18 protein-coding genes are annotated in these 17,429 nt (G+C 67.9%); 4 read left to right on the top strand and 14 right to left on the bottom strand.

Annotation, left to right across the window (positions count from 1 at the left end; translation table 11 throughout):
- Positions 1-11: 11 nt before the first annotated feature.
- A complete protein-coding gene (locus AB0H00_RS18620) occupies positions 12-344 on the top strand; it encodes a DUF3817 domain-containing protein (protein WP_357267909.1) in 333 nt (110 codons plus the stop codon).
- Between the two features lie 11 nt (positions 345-355).
- Here the strand turns inward: AB0H00_RS18620 and rdgB are convergent, their stop codons facing one another.
- From rdgB to clpS, 10 genes are all read right to left on the bottom strand, one after another.
- Positions 356-964, bottom strand: coding sequence for an RdgB/HAM1 family non-canonical purine NTP pyrophosphatase (gene rdgB / locus AB0H00_RS18615; RefSeq protein WP_357267660.1), 609 nt, complete (start codon positions 962-964; stop codon positions 356-358).
- Complete coding sequence (rph, locus tag AB0H00_RS18610) at positions 964-1,734, bottom strand: ribonuclease PH (RefSeq protein ID WP_357267658.1); 771 nt, start codon at positions 1,732-1,734, stop codon at positions 964-966. Before rph ends, rdgB begins: the two co-directional genes overlap by 1 nt.
- 168 nt (positions 1,735-1,902) lie before the next feature.
- Positions 1,903-2,667 carry a cyclic nucleotide-degrading phosphodiesterase gene (locus tag AB0H00_RS18605; protein WP_357267656.1) on the bottom strand — a complete coding sequence of 255 codons (765 nt, stop codon included), beginning with the start codon at positions 2,665-2,667 and terminating at the stop codon, positions 1,903-1,905.
- Between the two features lie 69 nt (positions 2,668-2,736).
- On the bottom strand, positions 2,737-3,420 hold the full coding sequence (locus AB0H00_RS18600) for a rhomboid family intramembrane serine protease (protein ID WP_357267907.1): 684 nt from the start codon (positions 3,418-3,420) through the stop codon (positions 2,737-2,739).
- A 101-nt stretch (positions 3,421-3,521) separates the two neighbouring features.
- Complete coding sequence (locus tag AB0H00_RS18595) at positions 3,522-4,484, bottom strand: cysteine synthase (RefSeq protein WP_357267654.1); 963 nt, start codon at positions 4,482-4,484, stop codon at positions 3,522-3,524.
- Between the two features lie 8 nt (positions 4,485-4,492).
- Positions 4,493-4,765, bottom strand: coding sequence for a MoaD/ThiS family protein (locus AB0H00_RS18590; protein WP_357267652.1), 273 nt, complete (start codon positions 4,763-4,765; stop codon positions 4,493-4,495).
- A 33-nt stretch (positions 4,766-4,798) separates the two neighbouring features.
- Complete coding sequence (locus AB0H00_RS18585; protein WP_357267650.1) at positions 4,799-5,239, bottom strand: M67 family metallopeptidase; 441 nt, start codon at positions 5,237-5,239, stop codon at positions 4,799-4,801.
- A 402-nt stretch (positions 5,240-5,641) separates the two neighbouring features.
- The gene (locus AB0H00_RS18580) at positions 5,642-6,703 is read right to left on the bottom strand and encodes a P1 family peptidase (RefSeq protein ID WP_357267649.1); all 1,062 of its coding nucleotides are present in this window, start codon (positions 6,701-6,703) and stop codon (positions 5,642-5,644) included.
- Positions 6,704-6,770: 67 nt separating this feature from the next.
- Positions 6,771-7,340, bottom strand: a complete 570-nt coding sequence (locus tag AB0H00_RS18575) for a DUF2017 domain-containing protein (RefSeq protein WP_357267647.1) — start codon at positions 7,338-7,340, stop codon at positions 6,771-6,773.
- Between the two features lie 22 nt (positions 7,341-7,362).
- Positions 7,363-7,713 carry an ATP-dependent Clp protease adapter ClpS gene (gene clpS / locus AB0H00_RS18570; RefSeq protein ID WP_357267645.1) on the bottom strand — a complete coding sequence of 117 codons (351 nt, stop codon included), beginning with the start codon at positions 7,711-7,713 and terminating at the stop codon, positions 7,363-7,365.
- 123 nt (positions 7,714-7,836) lie between these two features.
- Between clpS and AB0H00_RS18565 the strand changes: the two genes are divergently transcribed.
- The 3 genes from AB0H00_RS18565 to AB0H00_RS18555 all read left to right on the top strand — a co-directional run bounded on the left by AB0H00_RS18565 (position 7,837) and on the right by AB0H00_RS18555 (position 11,932).
- Complete coding sequence (locus AB0H00_RS18565) at positions 7,837-9,153, top strand: nicotinate phosphoribosyltransferase (RefSeq protein ID WP_357267643.1); 1,317 nt, start codon at positions 7,837-7,839, stop codon at positions 9,151-9,153.
- 87 nt (positions 9,154-9,240) lie between these two features.
- Entirely contained in the window at positions 9,241-9,807 is a 567-nt protein-coding gene (locus AB0H00_RS18560; RefSeq protein ID WP_357267641.1) for an isochorismatase family protein, read from the top strand.
- Positions 9,808-9,865: 58 nt separating this feature from the next.
- A complete protein-coding gene (locus AB0H00_RS18555; protein WP_357267639.1) occupies positions 9,866-11,932 on the top strand; it encodes an ATP-dependent DNA helicase in 2,067 nt (688 codons plus the stop codon).
- Between the two features lie 122 nt (positions 11,933-12,054).
- On the opposite strand, the gene AB0H00_RS18550 is transcribed toward AB0H00_RS18555, so the two are convergent.
- The 4 genes from AB0H00_RS18550 to glgP form a co-directional block, all read right to left on the bottom strand.
- On the bottom strand, positions 12,055-12,450 hold the full coding sequence (locus tag AB0H00_RS18550) for a Rid family hydrolase (protein ID WP_357267637.1): 396 nt from the start codon (positions 12,448-12,450) through the stop codon (positions 12,055-12,057).
- Between the two features lie 144 nt (positions 12,451-12,594).
- The gene (locus tag AB0H00_RS18545) at positions 12,595-13,134 is read right to left on the bottom strand and encodes a DoxX family protein (RefSeq protein ID WP_357267635.1); all 540 of its coding nucleotides are present in this window, start codon (positions 13,132-13,134) and stop codon (positions 12,595-12,597) included.
- 152 nt (positions 13,135-13,286) lie between these two features.
- Positions 13,287-14,648: an NCS2 family permease gene (locus AB0H00_RS18540; RefSeq protein WP_357267633.1), complete on the bottom strand. Its 1,362-nt coding sequence runs from the start codon at positions 14,646-14,648 to the stop codon at positions 13,287-13,289.
- A 184-nt stretch (positions 14,649-14,832) separates the two neighbouring features.
- On the bottom strand, positions 14,833-17,406 hold the full coding sequence (glgP, locus tag AB0H00_RS18535; RefSeq protein ID WP_357267631.1) for an alpha-glucan family phosphorylase: 2,574 nt from the start codon (positions 17,404-17,406) through the stop codon (positions 14,833-14,835).
- Positions 17,407-17,429 lie beyond the last annotated feature (23 nt).

Genomic DNA, 17,429 nt, shown 5'->3' with positions numbered 1-17,429 from the left:
CCGAGGCCACCGTGGTGCCCGCGCCGACGGCGAACACCGCAAAGATCACCTCGGCACTGCTGCGCTACCGCGCGCTGGCCTGGATCACCGGTCTCTGGTTGCTGCTACTCACCGGCGAGATGATCGCCAAATACGGCTTCGACGTGCACACCCCCAGTTGGATCGCCGTGGTCCACGGCTGGGTGTACTTCGTCTACCTGCTGGTCACCGCCGACCTCGCGGTCAAGGTCCGCTGGCCAGTGCTCCGTACCGTCGGCACCCTGCTCGCGGGGACCATCCCTCTGCTGTCGTTCTTCGTCGAGCATGTCAACGCGAAAAAGGTCAAGCAGGACTTCGGCGTCTGACGCCTCCGGCGTCAGCGCGCGGTCAGCGCGGCCAGCTTCGGCAGCAACTGGGTCAGCGCCCGCCCCCGATGTGACACCGCGTCCTTCTGGGCGGGCGTCAGCTGGGCGGCGGTGACCGCGCCGCCCTCCGGGACGAACAGCGGATCGTAGCCGAACCCGCCGTCGCCTACTGGCTCGCGGCCGATCGAGCCCGGCCATTCGCCCCGCACGACGATTTCCCCGCCGCCCGGCACCACCAGTGCGCAGGTCGAGACGAACCGCGCCCCACGCCGCTCGTCCGGGACATCGGCGAGCTGTGCGAGCAGCAGCGCGTTGTTCGCGGCGTCGTCACCATGCCCACCCGACCAGCGCGCCGACAGCACACCGGGCATACCGTTCAGAGCGTCCACCTCGAGCCCGGAATCGTCCGCGACACAGGCCAGGCCGGTGGCCACCGCGCCGTCCCGGGCCTTGGCGAGCGCGTTCGCCTCGAACGTCGCCCCGGTCTCGGGCGCCTCATCGTAGGCGGGGACGTCACCGAGCCCGATTATCTCGATACCCGCGACGCCCGCTTCGTCGAGGATACGGCGCAGCTCGTTCAGTTTCTTGCGATTGCGGCTGGCGACCAGAAGGCGAGTCATCACTTCTTCTTCTGCTCGGACGGCTCGGGAAGCACACCCGGGTACGGCAGCGCCAGCGCCTCTTTCTGCACGACGAAAAGCTGTTCACAACCCGCGAGCGCGGCGTCGAGCAGCTTGTCCAGTGTGGAACGCGGGAACGTGGCGCCCTCACCGGTGCCCTGAACCTCGACGAGTGTGCCGGTGTCGGTGGCGACCACGTTCATGTCGACCTCCGCACGCGAATCCTCTTCGTACGGCAGGTCCAAGCGCACCCTGCCGTCGACGACGCCGACGCTCACCGCGGCGATCGCGCACGAAATCGGCTGGGGATCCGCCAGGCCGCCCGCCGCGCCGAGATAGGTCACCGCGTCGGCCAGCGCGACGTACGCACCGGTGATGGCGGCCGTCCTGGTTCCGCCGTCGGCTTGCAGCACGTCGCAGTCGATAGCGATGGTGTTCTCGCCGATGGCGGCCAGGTCGATGCACGCGCGCAGCGAGCGACCGACCAGCCGGCTGATTTCCTGGGTCCGTCCGCCGACCTTCCCTTTGACCGACTCCCTGCCGCTGCGAGTGTGCGTCGCGGCAGGCAGCATGGCGTATTCGGCGGTGAGCCAGCCCAGCCCGGAGTCACGACGCCACGGCGGCACGCCCTCGGTGACGCTCGCGGTGCACATCACCCGCGTCTGGCCGAACTCCACCAGTACCGAACCGGCTGGATGCGTGGTAAAACCACGGGTGATCCGTACCTCGCGGAGTTCATCGTCCGCCCTACCATCGGCTCGTCTCGACACGGCCACAGCCTACTGTGTTCCCTTGCCGCGCCTGCGGCGCGGCGTGTTCGCGGCCCGTCTCGCTTCGCTCGGAAGCGGGAGTCCGGCCAGTGTTGCTGCGTCGGGTGGCAATCGTTGCGTCTCGAGGTTCGCTGCTTGCACAACAACACTGTGCTCAGGCGCTGCAAATCAGATATCGAAGGTCTCGCCCGGTGCCACCGCATGCACCGGTCCGGCGAACTGCGCCTTTGCCTCGGCGATTACATCCTCGCGGGAGGTCCAGGGCGGAATGTGAGTGAGCAGCAGCTCCTTCGCGCCTGCCTCGGCCGCGATCACACCCGCCTCGACACCCGAAAGATGAATGCCCGGCGGCCGGTTCGCGGGGTCGTGGGTCCAGGACGCCTCCGCCATCAGGATGTCGGCGCCCTGGGCGAGTACGCGGACCTCCGGGCACAGGGCAGTGTCACCGGTATAGACGAAGGTTCGCCCGCTCGCGGTCACTACGCGCAAACCATAGGCCTCCGGCGGGTGAAACATCCGGCGCGCCGTTACGGTGTGACCCGGCCCGAATTCGACCGATTCCCCGTCGGCCCACGGTCGCATGTCGATCACGTCGGACCAGTCGTCGCATTCGCCGCCGACCTCGGCGGAGGCATTGCCGATCCGCAGCGAGGTATCCGAGGGGCCACGCACGATCGCCTTCCCCTCCGGCGGTGTCGGGTGGTAGCGCCGCCACACCAGCAGGCCGGGCAGATCCAGGCAGTGGTCCGCGTGCAAATGGGTCAGGAAGACGTCGACCTCGCCTGGATTGGCGTAGCGCTGCAGCGCGCCGAGCACTCCCGGGCCGAAATCGATGACCGTCGGCGACATATCCGGTCCGGTCAGCAGATAACCCGACGCTGGAGAGTCCGGGCCGGACACGCTGCCCGAGCACCCGAGGACGGTAAGGCGCATTCCCCCATGCTGCCACGGTGAATTCTCACTCAAGAAAGGGTCCCCCACAGTTCCTGCAGGGCGACACCCTCAGCGTGGCGGCACAGTGACTCCGGCTCGATCCCCGCGGCGGTGTCGACGTTCATCACCAGAGAGTACCCAGCCGGCCAGCAGCCCACCCACCGCCCCGAAAAGATGCCCCTGCCAAGAGATTCCGGGTTGTCCAGGCAGAACCCCCCACAACAGCGAACCGTAGAGCGCCAGCACGGCGAGGCCGAGCACGATCTGACCGAGGTTGCGGGCGAACCAGCCACGGGAGATGAGGAAGGTCAGCCAACCGAACACCAGTGCCGACGCGCCGAGGTGCACGGAGCCCGCTGCCCCGGTGAGCCAGGTGCCGACACCCGCCACGATCCAGATGATCGCGGTCGCGGCCAGGCCGCGCCCGACGCCGGCCAGCAGAGCGAGGAAACCGAGCACCAGCACCGGAAGCGTGTTGCCGATCAGGTGGTCCCAGCCACCGTGTAGCACCGGGGCGAACAGGATGCCGGATAGTCCGTCGGCCCGACGCGGCTCGATGCCCGCGTGGTCGAGCCGATGGCCGGTGAAGGTGTCGACACCTTCGATGCCGTAGAGCAGCCCGACGAATCCGATGATCAGCACCCCGGCACGCAGCCAGAGTTGTCTGACCGCCGCGAGGCCACCCGTCGTTTTCGCCGAAGGCGGCGTGGATGCCTCTGCCGGCTTGCCCAACCGCGCGCGAATCGACGCCATCCGATGAGGGTCGAAAGAAGGCCCGAGTCCCGCATTGCCGGTCACCGCCACCTCCTCGTCGTGCGACCCCACCTCCCCGAGGGTACCGGCGCGTCCGGAAATCAGGCCCAGAGCTGGCCGTCGAGCCGTTCTTCCGCCTCTTCGAGGGTGCCGTCGTAGGCCCCGGTCGACAGGTATTTCCAGCCGCCGTCGGCGACCACGAACGCGATGTCCGCGCGGGCACCCGCCTTCGCCGCCTTGCGGGCGACGCCCAGCGCGGCGTGCAGAATGGCGCCGGTGGAGATTCCGGCGAAGATGCCTTCCTCCAGCACGAGTTCCCGGGTGCGCTTGACCGCATCGTGGGGGCCGACCGAGAAACGGTTGGTCAGGACGGTCTCGTCGTACAGCTCGGGAATGAACCCCTCATCGATGTTTCGCAGGCCGTAGACCAGCTCGCCGTAGCGCGGCTCGGCAGCCACGATCTCGATGCCCGGCACCTCCTCGCGCAGAAAGCGCCCGGTGCCCATCAGCGTGCCCGTGGTACCGAGTCCCGCGACGAAATGGGTGATCTCGGGGAGATCGGCCAGGATCTCCGGGCCGGTGGTCTCGTAGTGCGCGAGCGCGTTCGCGGGATTGCCGTACTGGTAGAGCATCACCCAGTCCGGGTTCTCCGCCGCGATCTGCTTGGCCTGCGCGACAGCCTGATTCGAGCCGCCCGCCGCGGGGGAATCGATGATTCGCGCGCCGAACATGGTGAGCAGCTGGCGGCGCTCCACCGAGGTGTTCTCCGGCATCACACAGACCAGGTGGTAACCCTTGAGCTTGGCGGCCATCGCCAGCGAGATACCGGTGTTGCCGCTGGTGGGTTCCAAGATGGTGCAGCCAGGTCGCAGCAGACCATCGGCCTCGGCCTGTTCGATCATGCGCAGTGCCGGGCGATCCTTGATCGAGCCGGTGGGATTCCGGTCCTCCAGCTTGGCCCACAGCCGCACGTGGTTTTCGCCGTCCCACCGCGGAGAAAGCGCGCGCAGGCCGACCAGCGGGGTATTGCCGAGGGTCGCGATCAGCGATTCATAACGTGCCACGGAATCGGTCAGCCTCCGGCCACGGCGGGCAGGATGGTGACGCTGGCGTCCTCCGGCACCTCGGCCGCCAGACCGCCGGCGAAGCGGACGTCCTCGTCATCGACATAGATGTTGACATAGCGGTTCAGCTTGCCGTCCTTGAGCAGGCGCTCGGCCAGTCCTGGGTGGTTGGTCTCGAGGTTGTCGATCAGCGCGGCCAGCGTGCCGCCTTGCGCTTGCACGCGCTTCTCACCTCCGGTGAGGCCGCGCATGATGGTCGGGATGGACACGGTTACCGACATGGGTACTCCTCGGTTTCACGAACGGGCATCGAACTAGTTCTGGTACGCGTCGACGATTTTTACCGACTCCTCGGTCACCTCGCCGTCGACGATCCGGTAGCTGCGCAGCTCGTGCCGTTCAGGATCGCGGGTGGAGATCAGCACGTAGTGCGCAAACGGCTCGGACGCGTAGGACACGTCGGTCCGGCTCGGATAAGCCTCGGTGGCGGTGTGCGAGTGGTAGATCACCACCGGCGTCTCGTCGGCATCGTCCATCGCGCGCCACACCTTCAGCTGCTCGCCGGAGTCGAAGCGGTAGAACGTGGGCGAGCGTTCGGCGTTGGCCATGGCGATGAAGCGCTCCGGACGATCCGAGCCCTCGGGCCCCGCGATGACGCCGCAGGCCTCGTCGGGATGATCGGCGCGCGCGTGTGCCACCATCGCCTCCACGAGGTCGGCCCTGATCACCAGCACTTGTCGAACACCCTTCCGCAACGCCGACCCATCCCAGTCGACAACGAGCCAGAATATTCGGCTATTCCCGCGATGCCGTCGACCGGTCCCCGGTTGCCACCTTCCGTGCGGCACGTCGGGCGGGGTTGTCGGCGTCCACCGCACCGGCGGCGAACAAGTCGGCCCCGAACCTCGACCACGTCGGCACGACAAGACCGCCTCGACCACGTCGGCACGACAAGACCCCACCGGACACCCCAGCACGAACAAGACCCCACCGGACAGTTCTGCCTCGTACATCCGGATCCCGCGATTCCCACCCCCCGCGACACATCGGCCCAACCCCCGCTTTCGAGCGCAGCGAGACCGAGCATTCCCCGTTCGCGGCCCGGCTCAGAAGGGGGCCGCGAAACGCCGCGCCCGCGCGGCCGAAAACCCCGCAAATCAAACACAGAACAGGTCGTGGTAGGCCGGGATGCCCGCGACGGGGCGCGCCGAGCGAATCGCGTCGACGATGGCGCGTTCGACACAGACCGCCGCCGCTGTGCAGAGTTCGTCGAGGACCAGCAGGTCCGCGGGGAAGGCAGGCGGGAGCGGAATGTCCGAATCCGAATCGGCGGTTCCCGTGGCGAGCGCGAAAAGCGTGTCCCCATCGAGCGGAGAATGTGCGGGGCGGATTGCCCTGGCCAGACCGTCGTGGGCGGTGATCGCCATCCGTCGGCACCCTGCAGGATCGAGGGGGGCGTCCGTGGCAACTACGCCGATGGTGGTGTTGAGCACCGTGCCTTTTACCGGAAGCGCGTTGGCCGCCGCCAGTTTCTCGGTGGTCGGCGGGCGCAATCCGAAGTAGTCGGGGCCGTCGGTGCCGCACCCCCAGGGCAGCCCGGTGCGCGGATCGAACACCGAGCCAACGGGATTGGCCACGATCAGCGCGGCAACGGTGATCCCGGCCGCGGCGCCTTCGCTCAGTACGATGCTCGCGGTCCCCACCCCGCCCTTGATGGCTCCGGCGCGCGCGCCGACGCCCGCACCGACCGAGCCCCGTGCGAATTCGGTCGCCGCCGCCTCCGCCGCCCGATAACCGAACTCGGCGGTGGGCCGGATGTCCCACGCGCCGACGGGGAGATCGAAGATCACCGCGCCGGGGACGATGGGCACCACCCGACTCGTGTCGGTCGGATCCATCATGATGCCTGCGCCGTTTTCCTCCAACCAGCGCATCACGCCGTCGGCCGCGGCGAGGCCGTAGGCGCTGCCGCCGGTCAGCAGGATCGCGTCGACCTGCCGAACGGTGTTCACCGGATCGAGCAGGTCGGTCTCCCGAGTGCCGGGTCCACCGCCGCGCACGTCGACCGCCGCCACCGCGGCACCCGGTATGCGTACGACCGTGCATCCGGTCGCCGCCCCGGCTCCGAGCGTGGCGTCGGCGTCGAGCACGTGGTGATGGCCGACCAGCAGCCCGGGGACGTCGGTGAGCGAATTACGCTGCCCCGCTTGGCCATTCACTATCTCTGCTCCTCACGGCGCGCGGATGTGCCGATCGCTCCGAGCGATCTTCGCACCGGAGGACCGCTCAGGGCGCCAACGCCTCCAACAAAGAGTCCTGCATCCAGGTCAGCCAGTGGTACACGTCCAGGTGCGGGGCGCGCGGGTCATCAGGGTTCAGATGGTCGGGCGTGTCGGCGTCGATGCCCAGCACCGTGCCCAGCGCGAGCCGCACGTCGGTAAGCGCGGTCAGCCACGCGTCGGCCTGTTCGGGGGTGAGCACGACCCTGCCGCCGGAGTCCGGCACGGTGTCCAGCACGACCGAACCCGCCGCCAGCTTGGCGTCGATGATGTCCGGCTCGTGCAGGCCGCGCAGCGCGCTGTTGAGGTCGGCGCGGTCGGCATCCGGCGACCCCGGCTCGCTGCGGTGAAAGTCCGGGAGGAGTCTGCTCAGCCGCGGGTCGTCCGGCGGCTCCGTGTTGCCTGAGCGCAGACCGGTCAACGCGGCGAGATCGTCCTCAGGGGACGACTCGGCGCGTTCGGTGAGCAGTCCGGCGACCGCGCCGACCAACGAGCGAAGCACGTTGGCCTCGCGTGCGTCCATTTCGGAACGCAGTTTGAGACCGCTCAGCGAGTTCTTCCTACTCCACTTACGCACGGCGTCAGGGTAGTCGTCGTAGTCAGTCGTCTCGTTGCATTGTGGCCCAGAGTCCGGCGGCGTGTAGCCGCTGGACATCGTGTTCCATCTTGTCCCGCGAACCCGACGAGACCACCGCCTTACCCTCGTTGTGCACCTTCAGCATCAGCTCGGTCGCCTTCGCTTTGCTGTAGCCGAACAGCTTTTGGAAGATATAGGTGACGTAGTGCATGAGGTTGACGGGGTCGTCCCAGACGACGGTCACCCAGGGACGGTCCTCCGCCTCCAGGATCTCGGTGTATTCGACCGCCTCGGGAGTCGCCTGTGCCGCCGACAGTGTCCCGCTCGCGGCGCCCATAACGACGTCACCTCGGACTATGTTGCACAAGGCCATAACGTCCAGGGTACGACTCGACTCTCGATAAACAACACCCGCGTGGGCCCGATTCGCGCCTTACCCAGCTCACCGGCCCGGTGCCCGCCGGAGCTGCGGAACCGGCGTGTCTACAGTGACTGGGTGGATATCCGCGACGGCGTCACCAGCACGGCGCTGCTCACCGACCAGTACGAGTTGACGATGCTCGCCGCCGCGCTCGCCGACGGCTCGGCGCATCGACGATGCACCTTCGAGGTGTTCGCCAGGCGCTTGCCGAATGGGCGCCGCTATGGCATCGTCGCGGGCACCGGCAGGCTGCTGGATGCGCTGCGGCACTACCGCTTCGGCGAGGCCGAGCTGGCTGTCGCGGCGTCGTTCTCGGACGAGCGCACCATCGACTGGTTGCGTAACTACCGGTTCACCGGCGATCTCGACAGCTACCCAGAGGGCGAGTTGTACTTTCCCGGCTCCCCGATCGTCTCGGTGCGCGGCAGCTTCGCCGAATGTGTGGTTCTGGAGACGCTGATCCTGTCGATCCTCAATCACGACAGCGCCATCGCATCCGCCGCCGCGCGCATGGTGAGCGCGGCGGGCGGTCGCCGGATGATCGAGATGGGCTCGCGGCGCACCCACGAGCTTGCCGCGCCCGCCAGCGCCCGCGCCGCGTACCTGGCCGGCTTCGACGCCACCTCGAATCTCGAGGCGGTGCGCCGCTATGGGGTTCCCGGCGCGGGCACCAGCGCACACGCCTTCACACTGCTGCACAGCGGCGTCGACGGTGCGCATGAGGCGGCCGCGTTCCGCAGCCAGGTGGAGACGCTCGGGATCGGGACCACACTGCTGGTGGACACCTTCGACATCACCAAGGGCGTGGCGGCCGCCATCGAGGTGGCGGGCCCCGAACTGGGCGGCGTGCGGATCGACTCCGGCGATCTCGGCGTGCTGGCCAGGCAGGTGCGTGACCAGCTCGACGCGCTCGGCGCCACCAAGACCCGCATTGTGGTCTCCGGTGATCTCGACGAGTACGCCATCGCCGCGCTGCGCGCCGAACCGGTCGACGTCTACGGGGTCGGTACCGCGCTGGTCACCGGATCCGGCGCCCCGACGGCGGGGATGGTCTACAAGCTGGTCGAGGTGGACGGGTTGCCGGTGGCCAAGCGCAGCAGTCACAAGGAGTCCCGCGGCGGCACGAAGAAGGCGGTCCGCCTGGCCCGAAGCACCGGGACGATCGTCGAGGAGGTCGTGTACCCGGCGACCGGACCCGCACCCGCCGTCGACGGACTGGTGGCGCGCGAGCTACTCGTTCCGCTTGTGCGCGCCGGCGAGCAGGTCGAGGGACTGCCCACGCTGGCCGCCAGTCGCGACCTGGTCGCCCGCGGGCTGATCAGCCTGCCGTGGGAGGGCCTGAAACTCTCCGCGGGCGAGCCCGCCGTCTCGACAACATTCGTTCGCGGGTAGGGAATTCACCGCGAGTCGCGTGAACCGGTCGTTCGACCTAGCGGCAGAATCGAGACGGCCACACAGTTCACACCGCGGGAGGTCACCATGACCCGAGCCCTGATCATCGTCGACGTCCAGAACGATTTCTGCGAGGGCGGTTCGCTCGCCGTCACCGGCGGTGCCGCGGTGGCCGCGCGGATCAGCGAGCACCTCGCGGCCACGGACTACCACGCGGTCGTCGCGACCCGCGATTACCACATCGATCCCGGCGAACACTTCGCCGACGACCCCGACTACGTCGACAACTGGCCGCCGCACTGCCGGGTCGGCACGTCCGGCGCCGATTTCCACCCCGCACTGACCACCGGGCCCATCCACCAGATCTTTTCCAAAGGCGCGTACTCCGCGGCCTACTCCGGGTTCGAGAGCGCCGCCGACGACGGCACCGAACTCGCCGACTGGCTGCACAACCACGGCATCGATTCCGTCGACATCGTCGGCATCGCCACCGACCACTGTGTGCGCGCCACCGCCCTCGACGCGCGCATCGAAGGCTTCGACACCCGTGTTCTACTCGACCTCACAGCCGGGGTCGCGCCGGACACCACCGCCGCCGCGCTGAACCGCATGCGCACGGCGGGTGTCGACCTGGAAGGAAGCATCCACCGATAGGACCGTCCGGTCTCGCTGACCGCCCTGCTGTGTCGGACGGACCAAGTAGGCTGCTCGCGTGCCCGAACTGCCGCCCGTTTCCGACCTTTTGGCCACCGCCGTGCAGGCGCTCGGCGGCAAGGAGCGTGTCGGGCAGGTGACGATGGCGACGGCGGTGGACCACGCGATCGACACCAAGGAGCATCTCGCCGTGCAGGCCGGGACGGGGACCGGCAAGTCCCTTGCGTATCTCGTCCCGAGCCTGCGCCACGCGGTGCGCACCGGGCGCACCGTGGTGATCTCGACGGCGACGATCGCCCTACAGCGCCAGCTGGTCGACCGGGATCTGCCCCGGCTCGCAGAGGCATTGACCAAGCCGCTGGGACGGACCCCGAAGTACGCGATCCTCAAGGGGCGTAACAACTATCTGTGCTTGAACAAGATCAACAGCGCTGTCCCGGACGAGCCCGCCGAGGCGGAGCTGTTCGACGCGTTCGCGATCTCCCGGCTCGGACGCGAGGTGCAGCGGCTCAACGAGTGGGCCTCCGACACCGAGACCGGCGACCGGGACGAGCTCGCCCCGGGGGTGAGCGATCGCGCCTGGCGGCAGGTCAGCGTGTCATCGCGGGAATGCCTCGGCAAGTCCCGCTGTCCCTTCGGCCAGGACTGCTTCGCCGAGCGGGCCAGGGCCGAGTCGGCGCAGTCCGACGTGGTGGTGACCAATCACGCGCTGCTCGCGATCGACGCGATCAGCGGCATCCAGGTGCTGCCCGAGCACGACGTGGTGGTCATCGACGAGGCCCACGAGTTGGTCGACCGGGTCACCGGCGTAGCAACCGCCGAGCTCGCCCCTTCCGCGATCAGCGCGGCCGCCCGACGCTGCGCCAAGCTCATCGACGAACAGGAACTGGATCGTTTGGAGGGCGCCGCCGAGTCGTGGCACGACGTCTTGGACGACCTGCCCGCTGCACGCTGGGACAAACTGCCCGACGGCGTGGCCCCGGTACTCGCCCTCATCCGCGACGCCGCCTGGAACGCGCGCACCGCGCTCGCACCCCACGGCACCACAGCACAGGGCGATCCCGAGAACGCCGCTGCCCGGAATCTGGCGGTGGCCGCGATCGACGAGGTGCACGACAGCGCGGTCCGCGCGCTGACCGCGTTCGATGAGCCGGACCCCGCCTCCCGTCGCGATGTCATCTGGCTGGCGGCCGACGAGATGCGCGGCGTCGTGCGGCGCTCGCTCCGCATGGCGCCGCTCTCCGTGGGCGGGCTGCTGCGCGGCAGGCTCTTCGGCACGGCGACGGTCGTGCTGACCTCGGCCACGTTGCAGATCGGCGGATCGTTCGATGGGCTCGCCATCACCTGGGGTCTGCCCGCGCAATCGGGCAATCACACCGACGCGGCAACCGCGAACGGCGCCGAAGCGCCCTCGGACGCCGACATCGTCCGATGGAACTCGCTCGACGTCGGCTCGCCCTTCGACCACGCCAAGTCCGGCATTCTGTACGTCGCCAAACATCTGCCCGCGCCGGGCCGCGACGGACTGGCGCCTGCCTACCTGAACGAGATCGAGCGGTTGATCAAGGCTGCGAGCGGGCGCACGCTCGGCCTGTTCTCCTCCATGCGCGCGGCGCGCGCCGCCAGCGACGCGCTGCGCGGGCGACTGGACACTCCCGTGCTGTGCCAGGGTGACGACGCGACGGGAGCGCTGGTCCGCAAGTTCGCCGACGATCCGGAAACCTCGCTGTTCGGCACGCTGTCGCTGTGGCAGGGCGTCGACGTGCCGGGTCCGTCGCTGAGCCTGGTCATCCTCGACCGCATCCCATTCCCCCGTCCGGACGACCCGCTGCTCGCGGCCCGGCAGCGGGCGGTGGAACTGCGCGGCGGAAACGGGTTCATGACTGTGGCGGCCAATCACGCCGCACTGCTGCTCGCCCAAGGCACCGGCCGCTTGCTACGCAGCGTCGACGATCGTGGCGTGGTCGCCATCCTGGACTCGCGCCTCGCCACCGCCCGCTATGGCGGCTACCTGCGTGCTTCGCTGCCGCCGTACTGGGAGACCGCAGACCCGGAGGTCGTGGTCAAAGCGCTGCAACGGCTGGCAGCGGCCGCCGTGTACGGCAACACACCAGTGCGCACATAATTTGATACGGAAGCGGATCGAGTCCCGATGCTTCCGTGGCCCCCCGATTCCCACACCGAAATATTGGCGGTCCCGCGCAGAGCCCCGCACGCGGTGCAGGGGCCCGAACCTCGCCACGGATGTCAGTCCCGTACGGCTACCGCGTCGACCTCGAACAACATTCCGGGCAGTGCGAGCGCGGCGACTCCGGTCAAGGTTTGCGCGGGCGGACGATCACCCCAGAGCGCCGCGATCTTCTTGCCGAGCACCGCAAGCTTGTCCAGATCGTGGTCAACGATGTGGGTGCGCAGCTGTGCGACATCCGCGAAGTCCAGACCGACGGAGCGCAGCGCGATCCCAAGGTTGGAGAAGGCGTTGTCCACCTGCACCGCGAAGTCGTTGCCGGTCGGGTTCCCTTCGGCGTCGGAGTCGTACTGCCCCGCAATGAACACCAGCTCCCCACGAACCCTCGCCACGTGGCTGTAGCCGAACCCGGTCGGGTCGGGCAGTTCGGCGGGATTGCTGATTTCGACGGCCATCGTCGGCTCCTTGCTCGATTGTTTCGTATGACAACAGCAGAACGACGATTCGGCAGGCCGAGATGTGACACGACCTCGAACCCAGACGACTGCGGGCGCGGCGACCCGCAGGTCACCGCGCCGCGAATTCGGCGTGTCACAAACTCAGAGCACCCACTTCAGGATCAGGGTGAACACTCCGGCCACGACCGCGAGGATCACCGCACCCACACCCCACACGAAACCCTGCCGGTGCCATGGGCGCCCCGCGTCCAGCGAAAACTTGCCGGGGCCGGTGAACGCGAGCGCCGCAGCGACCACTGCGAACAGCAGTCCCATCTCGTAGCCCTTGCCGGTCAGCAGCCCTCCGGCCCAGGTGGTGTTGATCACGTTGATCATCGTGCCGAGCACGATGGCCGCGGCAAGGGGAGTCAGCAGACCGAGCAGAAGCAAGAGACCCCCGGTGAACTCGGACAGGCCTGCCAGCGTTCCGAACACCGTGCCCGGGTTGTAACCCATCGACTCGAAGCCGTCGGCGTTCGCTCGCCATCCCGGCCCGGAGAACCATCCGAAGAGCTTCTGCGCACCGTGCGCGGCGAGCAGGCCGCCGAAGACGGCGCGCACGAGCAGGAGGCCGATGTCGGTCGAGATTCCATCCAATGCGGTGTTGTTCGCGGTGCGTTCGAGTACGGATTTCCTGGTCATCCTGGTTCTCATCCCTGCAATGTCGTTCCGGACATGGTCTTGGTCGGCAATGAATCGGACTGCGGTCCGATTATCACACGAGGGCACCGGCTCCGGTCGTATTCCACACGTTTCAGCCCGTGCGATGGTTCAGCCCGAGACGCGCGGGAGAGTTATTCCGCGAGGAAGAAGAAGTAGCCGAGGAACACCACCATCAGCGCCCACATGGCCGGGTGCACGTTCTTGATCCGGCCCCTTGCCACCATGACAACCGGGTAGAAGAGCATGCCCATGGCGAGTCCGTTGGCGATGGAGTACGTCAGCGGCATCATCACGATGGTGATGAACGCGGGAACCGAATACTCCCACCGGTTCCAGTCGATCTCGCCGAACGCTCGGGCCATGAGGATGCCGACCACGATCAGGGCCGGCGCGGTCACCTCGCCGGAACCCGCGACCACCGCGAAGATCGGATAGCAGAACATCGCGATCAGAAACCAGCCCGCGGTGGTGACGGCAGTCAGACCGGTACGGCCGCCCGCCGAGACGCCCGCGGTCGATTCGACGTAGGCGGTGGTGGTCGAGGTGCCGATGACGGCGCCCGCCATGGTGCCCACCGAGTCCGCCGCCAGCGCGCTCGCCGCGCGCGGCAGCTTGCCGTTCTTGTCCAGCAGCCCGGCCTGATTCGCCACGCCGATCAAAGTGCCCGAGGCATCGAAGAAGTCGACGAACAGCATGGTCAGCACCACCATGGCCATGTGAGCGGTGAACGCGTCGGGGAGATGGATGATCGCCTGGCCGAAGGTGTGCTCGAGCCCCTCCGGCGCGGCGACCACGCCATCGGGCAAGTCGACCAAGCCGCTGACGATCCCGACGATCGCGGTGAGCACGATGCCGTACAGCACCGCTCCATGCCAGCCGATCACAAGGAACACCACGGTCACCAGCAACCCGAACAGCGCGAGCAGCGTCGTGCCCTTGGTGAAGTCACCGAGCGTGACCAGCGTCGCGTCGCTGTTCACCACGATGCCCGCGTTCTTCAGGCCGAGAAACGCGACGAACAACCCGATGCCCGCGCCGACAGCCAGCTTCAACTGCATCGGGATGGCGTTGAGGATGCGTTCGCGAATCTTGGTGACTGCGAGGACGAAGAAGATGAGCCCGGACAGAAATGTGCCCGACAGCGCCACCTGCCATGGAATCCCCATGCCGAGCACTACCGAGTACGCGAAGAACGCGTTGAGCCCCATACCCGGTGCGAGCGCGATCGGGTATCTGGCCCACATGCCCATGACCAGCGTGCCGAACACGGCGGCGACGGCCGTCGCGGTGAACACCGCCTGCATGGGGATGCCCCGGTCGCCCAGCGCGCCCTGATCGCCCAACACCGCGGGATTCACCGCGAGTACGTAGGACATGGCCAGGAACGTCACCGTCCCGGCCATCACCTCTCGTTTCATGGTCGAGCCGTTCGAACTGATGCCGAAGTACGCGTCGAGGCGCCCTCGGGTCCGATTCAGAACGTCGGTGACCATGGCAGACTCCACTCGGGACGATACGGGTGTGCCAGGGCACGGTAGCCGACGATTCACTGAATCGGACAACTCACCGTGGAACAGGCGCGCTGATCGCGTTGGAGCGGTTCGCCGAGCAGAGCACCAGCCGATCGCGCCAGTGCCGACCGGCTGCCGGAAGAGATCGTGGCGAGCGGTAGGTCACTCAGGCGTGCGGCACGGACACCCGCCCCAGTTCGGCGTCGGAGGCCAGCAGGTCGTTGTGCGGCAGCACGCGCACCGTGTAGCCGACCGCGCCGGACAGCGGGACCGGGGTGTCGACGGTGAACAACTCGACGCCGGAATCGGAACCACTGTGCGTCATCGGGACCGTGGTGACATCCGAGAGATCGTCGGCCACGGACACCCGGCCGAGGACCGCCTGCACGACGACGTCCGAGACGCTCAATCCGCCGAGCTCGATTCGCGCGGTCAGCGACAGCCGAGCTCCGATGATCGGTGTATCCGGCAGGCCCGCACTATCCACCTGGATCACCCTGACCGCCGGCCACGCCGCTTCCACCCGGCGGTGGTACTCGGCGATGGCGCGGGCTACCGCGAAATCGTCGGCAGTGGCCTGCTGATACGCCGCGGCGGCGGGTGCGTAGTACTCCACCGCGTAATCGCGGACCATGCGCGAGGCCAGCACCTTGGGCCCCAAGGTCTGCAAGGTGTGGCGGACCATCTCGACCCAGCGCACCGGCATCCCGGACGCGTCGCGATCGTAGAAGCGCGGGGCGACGGTGCGCTCGAACAAGTCGTAGAGCGCGGCGGCCTCGAGGTCGTCGCGGCGGTGCTCGTCGCGGACGCCGTCTGCGGTCGGGATGGCCCAGCCGTTCTCGCCGTCGTACATCTCGTCCCACCAGCCGTCCCGGATAGACAGGTTGAGCCCGCCGTTGAGCGCGGACTTCATACCGGATGTACCGCACGCCTCCAGTGGCCGCAGCGGGTTGTTCAGCCAGACGTCGCAGCCCCAGTACAGATAGCGGGCCATCGACATGTCGTAGTCGGGCAGAAAGACGATCCGGTGGCGCACCTCGGGATCGTCGGCGAAGCGGACGACCTGCTGGATGAGTGCCTTTCCTCCGTCATCGGCCGGGTGGCTCTTGCCCGCGACGACCAGCTGCATCGGTCGCTCCGGATCCAGCAGTCGCGCCCGCAGCCGTTGCGGATCGCGCAGCATGAGGGTGAGTCGCTTGTAGGTCGGCACCCGGCGCGCGAACCCGACGGTCAGCACGTTCGGGTCGAAAACACTGTTCACCCAGCCGAGTTCGGCCTCCGCTGCACCACGCTCCAGCCAGGACGCGCGTACCCGGCGGCGCACCTCGTCGACCAGGGTCGCGCGTAACGTGTTCCGCGTCGACCACAGCTCAGCCAGGTCGATATCGCGCAGGCGTTCCCAACCACGCGCCTCCTCGACCAGCTCGGCGCCGATGTACTCGCGCGCCTTGTCCACCCACTCGCGCGCGGCCCAGGTGGTGGCGTGCACACCGTTGGTGACCGAACCGATCGGCACCTCTGCGGCGTCGAATCCCGGCCACAGCGAGGCGAACATGCCCCGGCTCACCTCACCGTGCAACTTCGAGACACCGTTGGCGCGTTGCGCGAGGCGCAGACCCATGTGCGCCATGTTGAAGACCGAGGGGTCGGCCTCGCGGCCCAGCGTCGCGATCCGGTCCACGGAGAGGCCGGGCAGCATGGCGGATTCGGATTCGCCGTGTGCGCCGCCGAAGTAGCGACGCACCATAGGCATCGGGAAGCGGTCGATTCCCGCAGGGACCGGGGTGTGGGTGGTGAACACGGTACCCGCCCGAACTGCGGCGAGTGCGGAATCGAAATCCCTTCCTGCCGAGACGAATTCACGGATCCGCTCGACACCGAGGAAGCCGGCGTGGCCTTCGTTCATGTGGAAGACATCCGGATCGGGCAGTCCGGCCGACGACGTGTACGCACGCACCGCGCGAACGCCGCCGATGCCCGCCAGGATCTCCTGCCGGATCCGATGCTCCTGATCGCCGCCGTAGAGACGGTCGGTGACCGCGCGCAGTTCGGCATCGTTCTCGGCGATGTCCGAGTCGAGCAGCAACAGCGGAACCCGCCCGACCTGCGCGATCCACACTCGCGCGCGCAGCACGCGGTTGTCGGGCATGGCCACGTGAACGAGGACCGGCGAGCCATCCGAGGTGAGCGCGCGCAGTGGAAGACCCTGCGGGTCCAGGGCTGGATAGCGCTCGGTTTGCCAACCGTCCGCGGACAGCGACTGACGGAAATAGCCGGAGCGATAGAGCAATCCGACGCCGATCAATGGCAGGCCCAGATCGGAGGCGGCCTTGAGATGATCCCCGGCCAGGATACCGAGACCGCCCGAGTAGTTGGGCAACACCTCGGTGACACCGAACTCCATCGAGAAGTAGGCGATTCCGCGGACCTCCTCCTCCCCCGCGCGGAGTTGGAACCAGCCCGGCGCCGCCAGGTAATCACGCAGGTCCGCGGCCCCTGCTTCGACACGACCGACATAGTCGGGGTCGGCGGCCAGCTCGTCCAGCCGGGCCGCGGGCACCTCGCCGAGCATCCGGACCGGATCGTGGCCCATCTCCTGCCACCGTCGCGGCTCCAACTCGGCGAACAGGTCCTGCGTCGGCGGATGCCACGACCAGCGCAAATTCGTGGCGAGCTCACCCAGGGCCGCCAGACGCTCGGGCAGATGGGCACGGACGGTGAAACGACGCAATGCCTTCATTGGGTAGAAACTACACGGGTCCG

The organism is Nocardia sp. NPDC023852 (genome assembly GCF_040639505.1).
Lineage (GTDB): Bacteria > Actinomycetota > Actinomycetes > Mycobacteriales > Mycobacteriaceae > Nocardia.
This window is presented reverse-complemented; position numbering and strand designations above follow the sequence as displayed.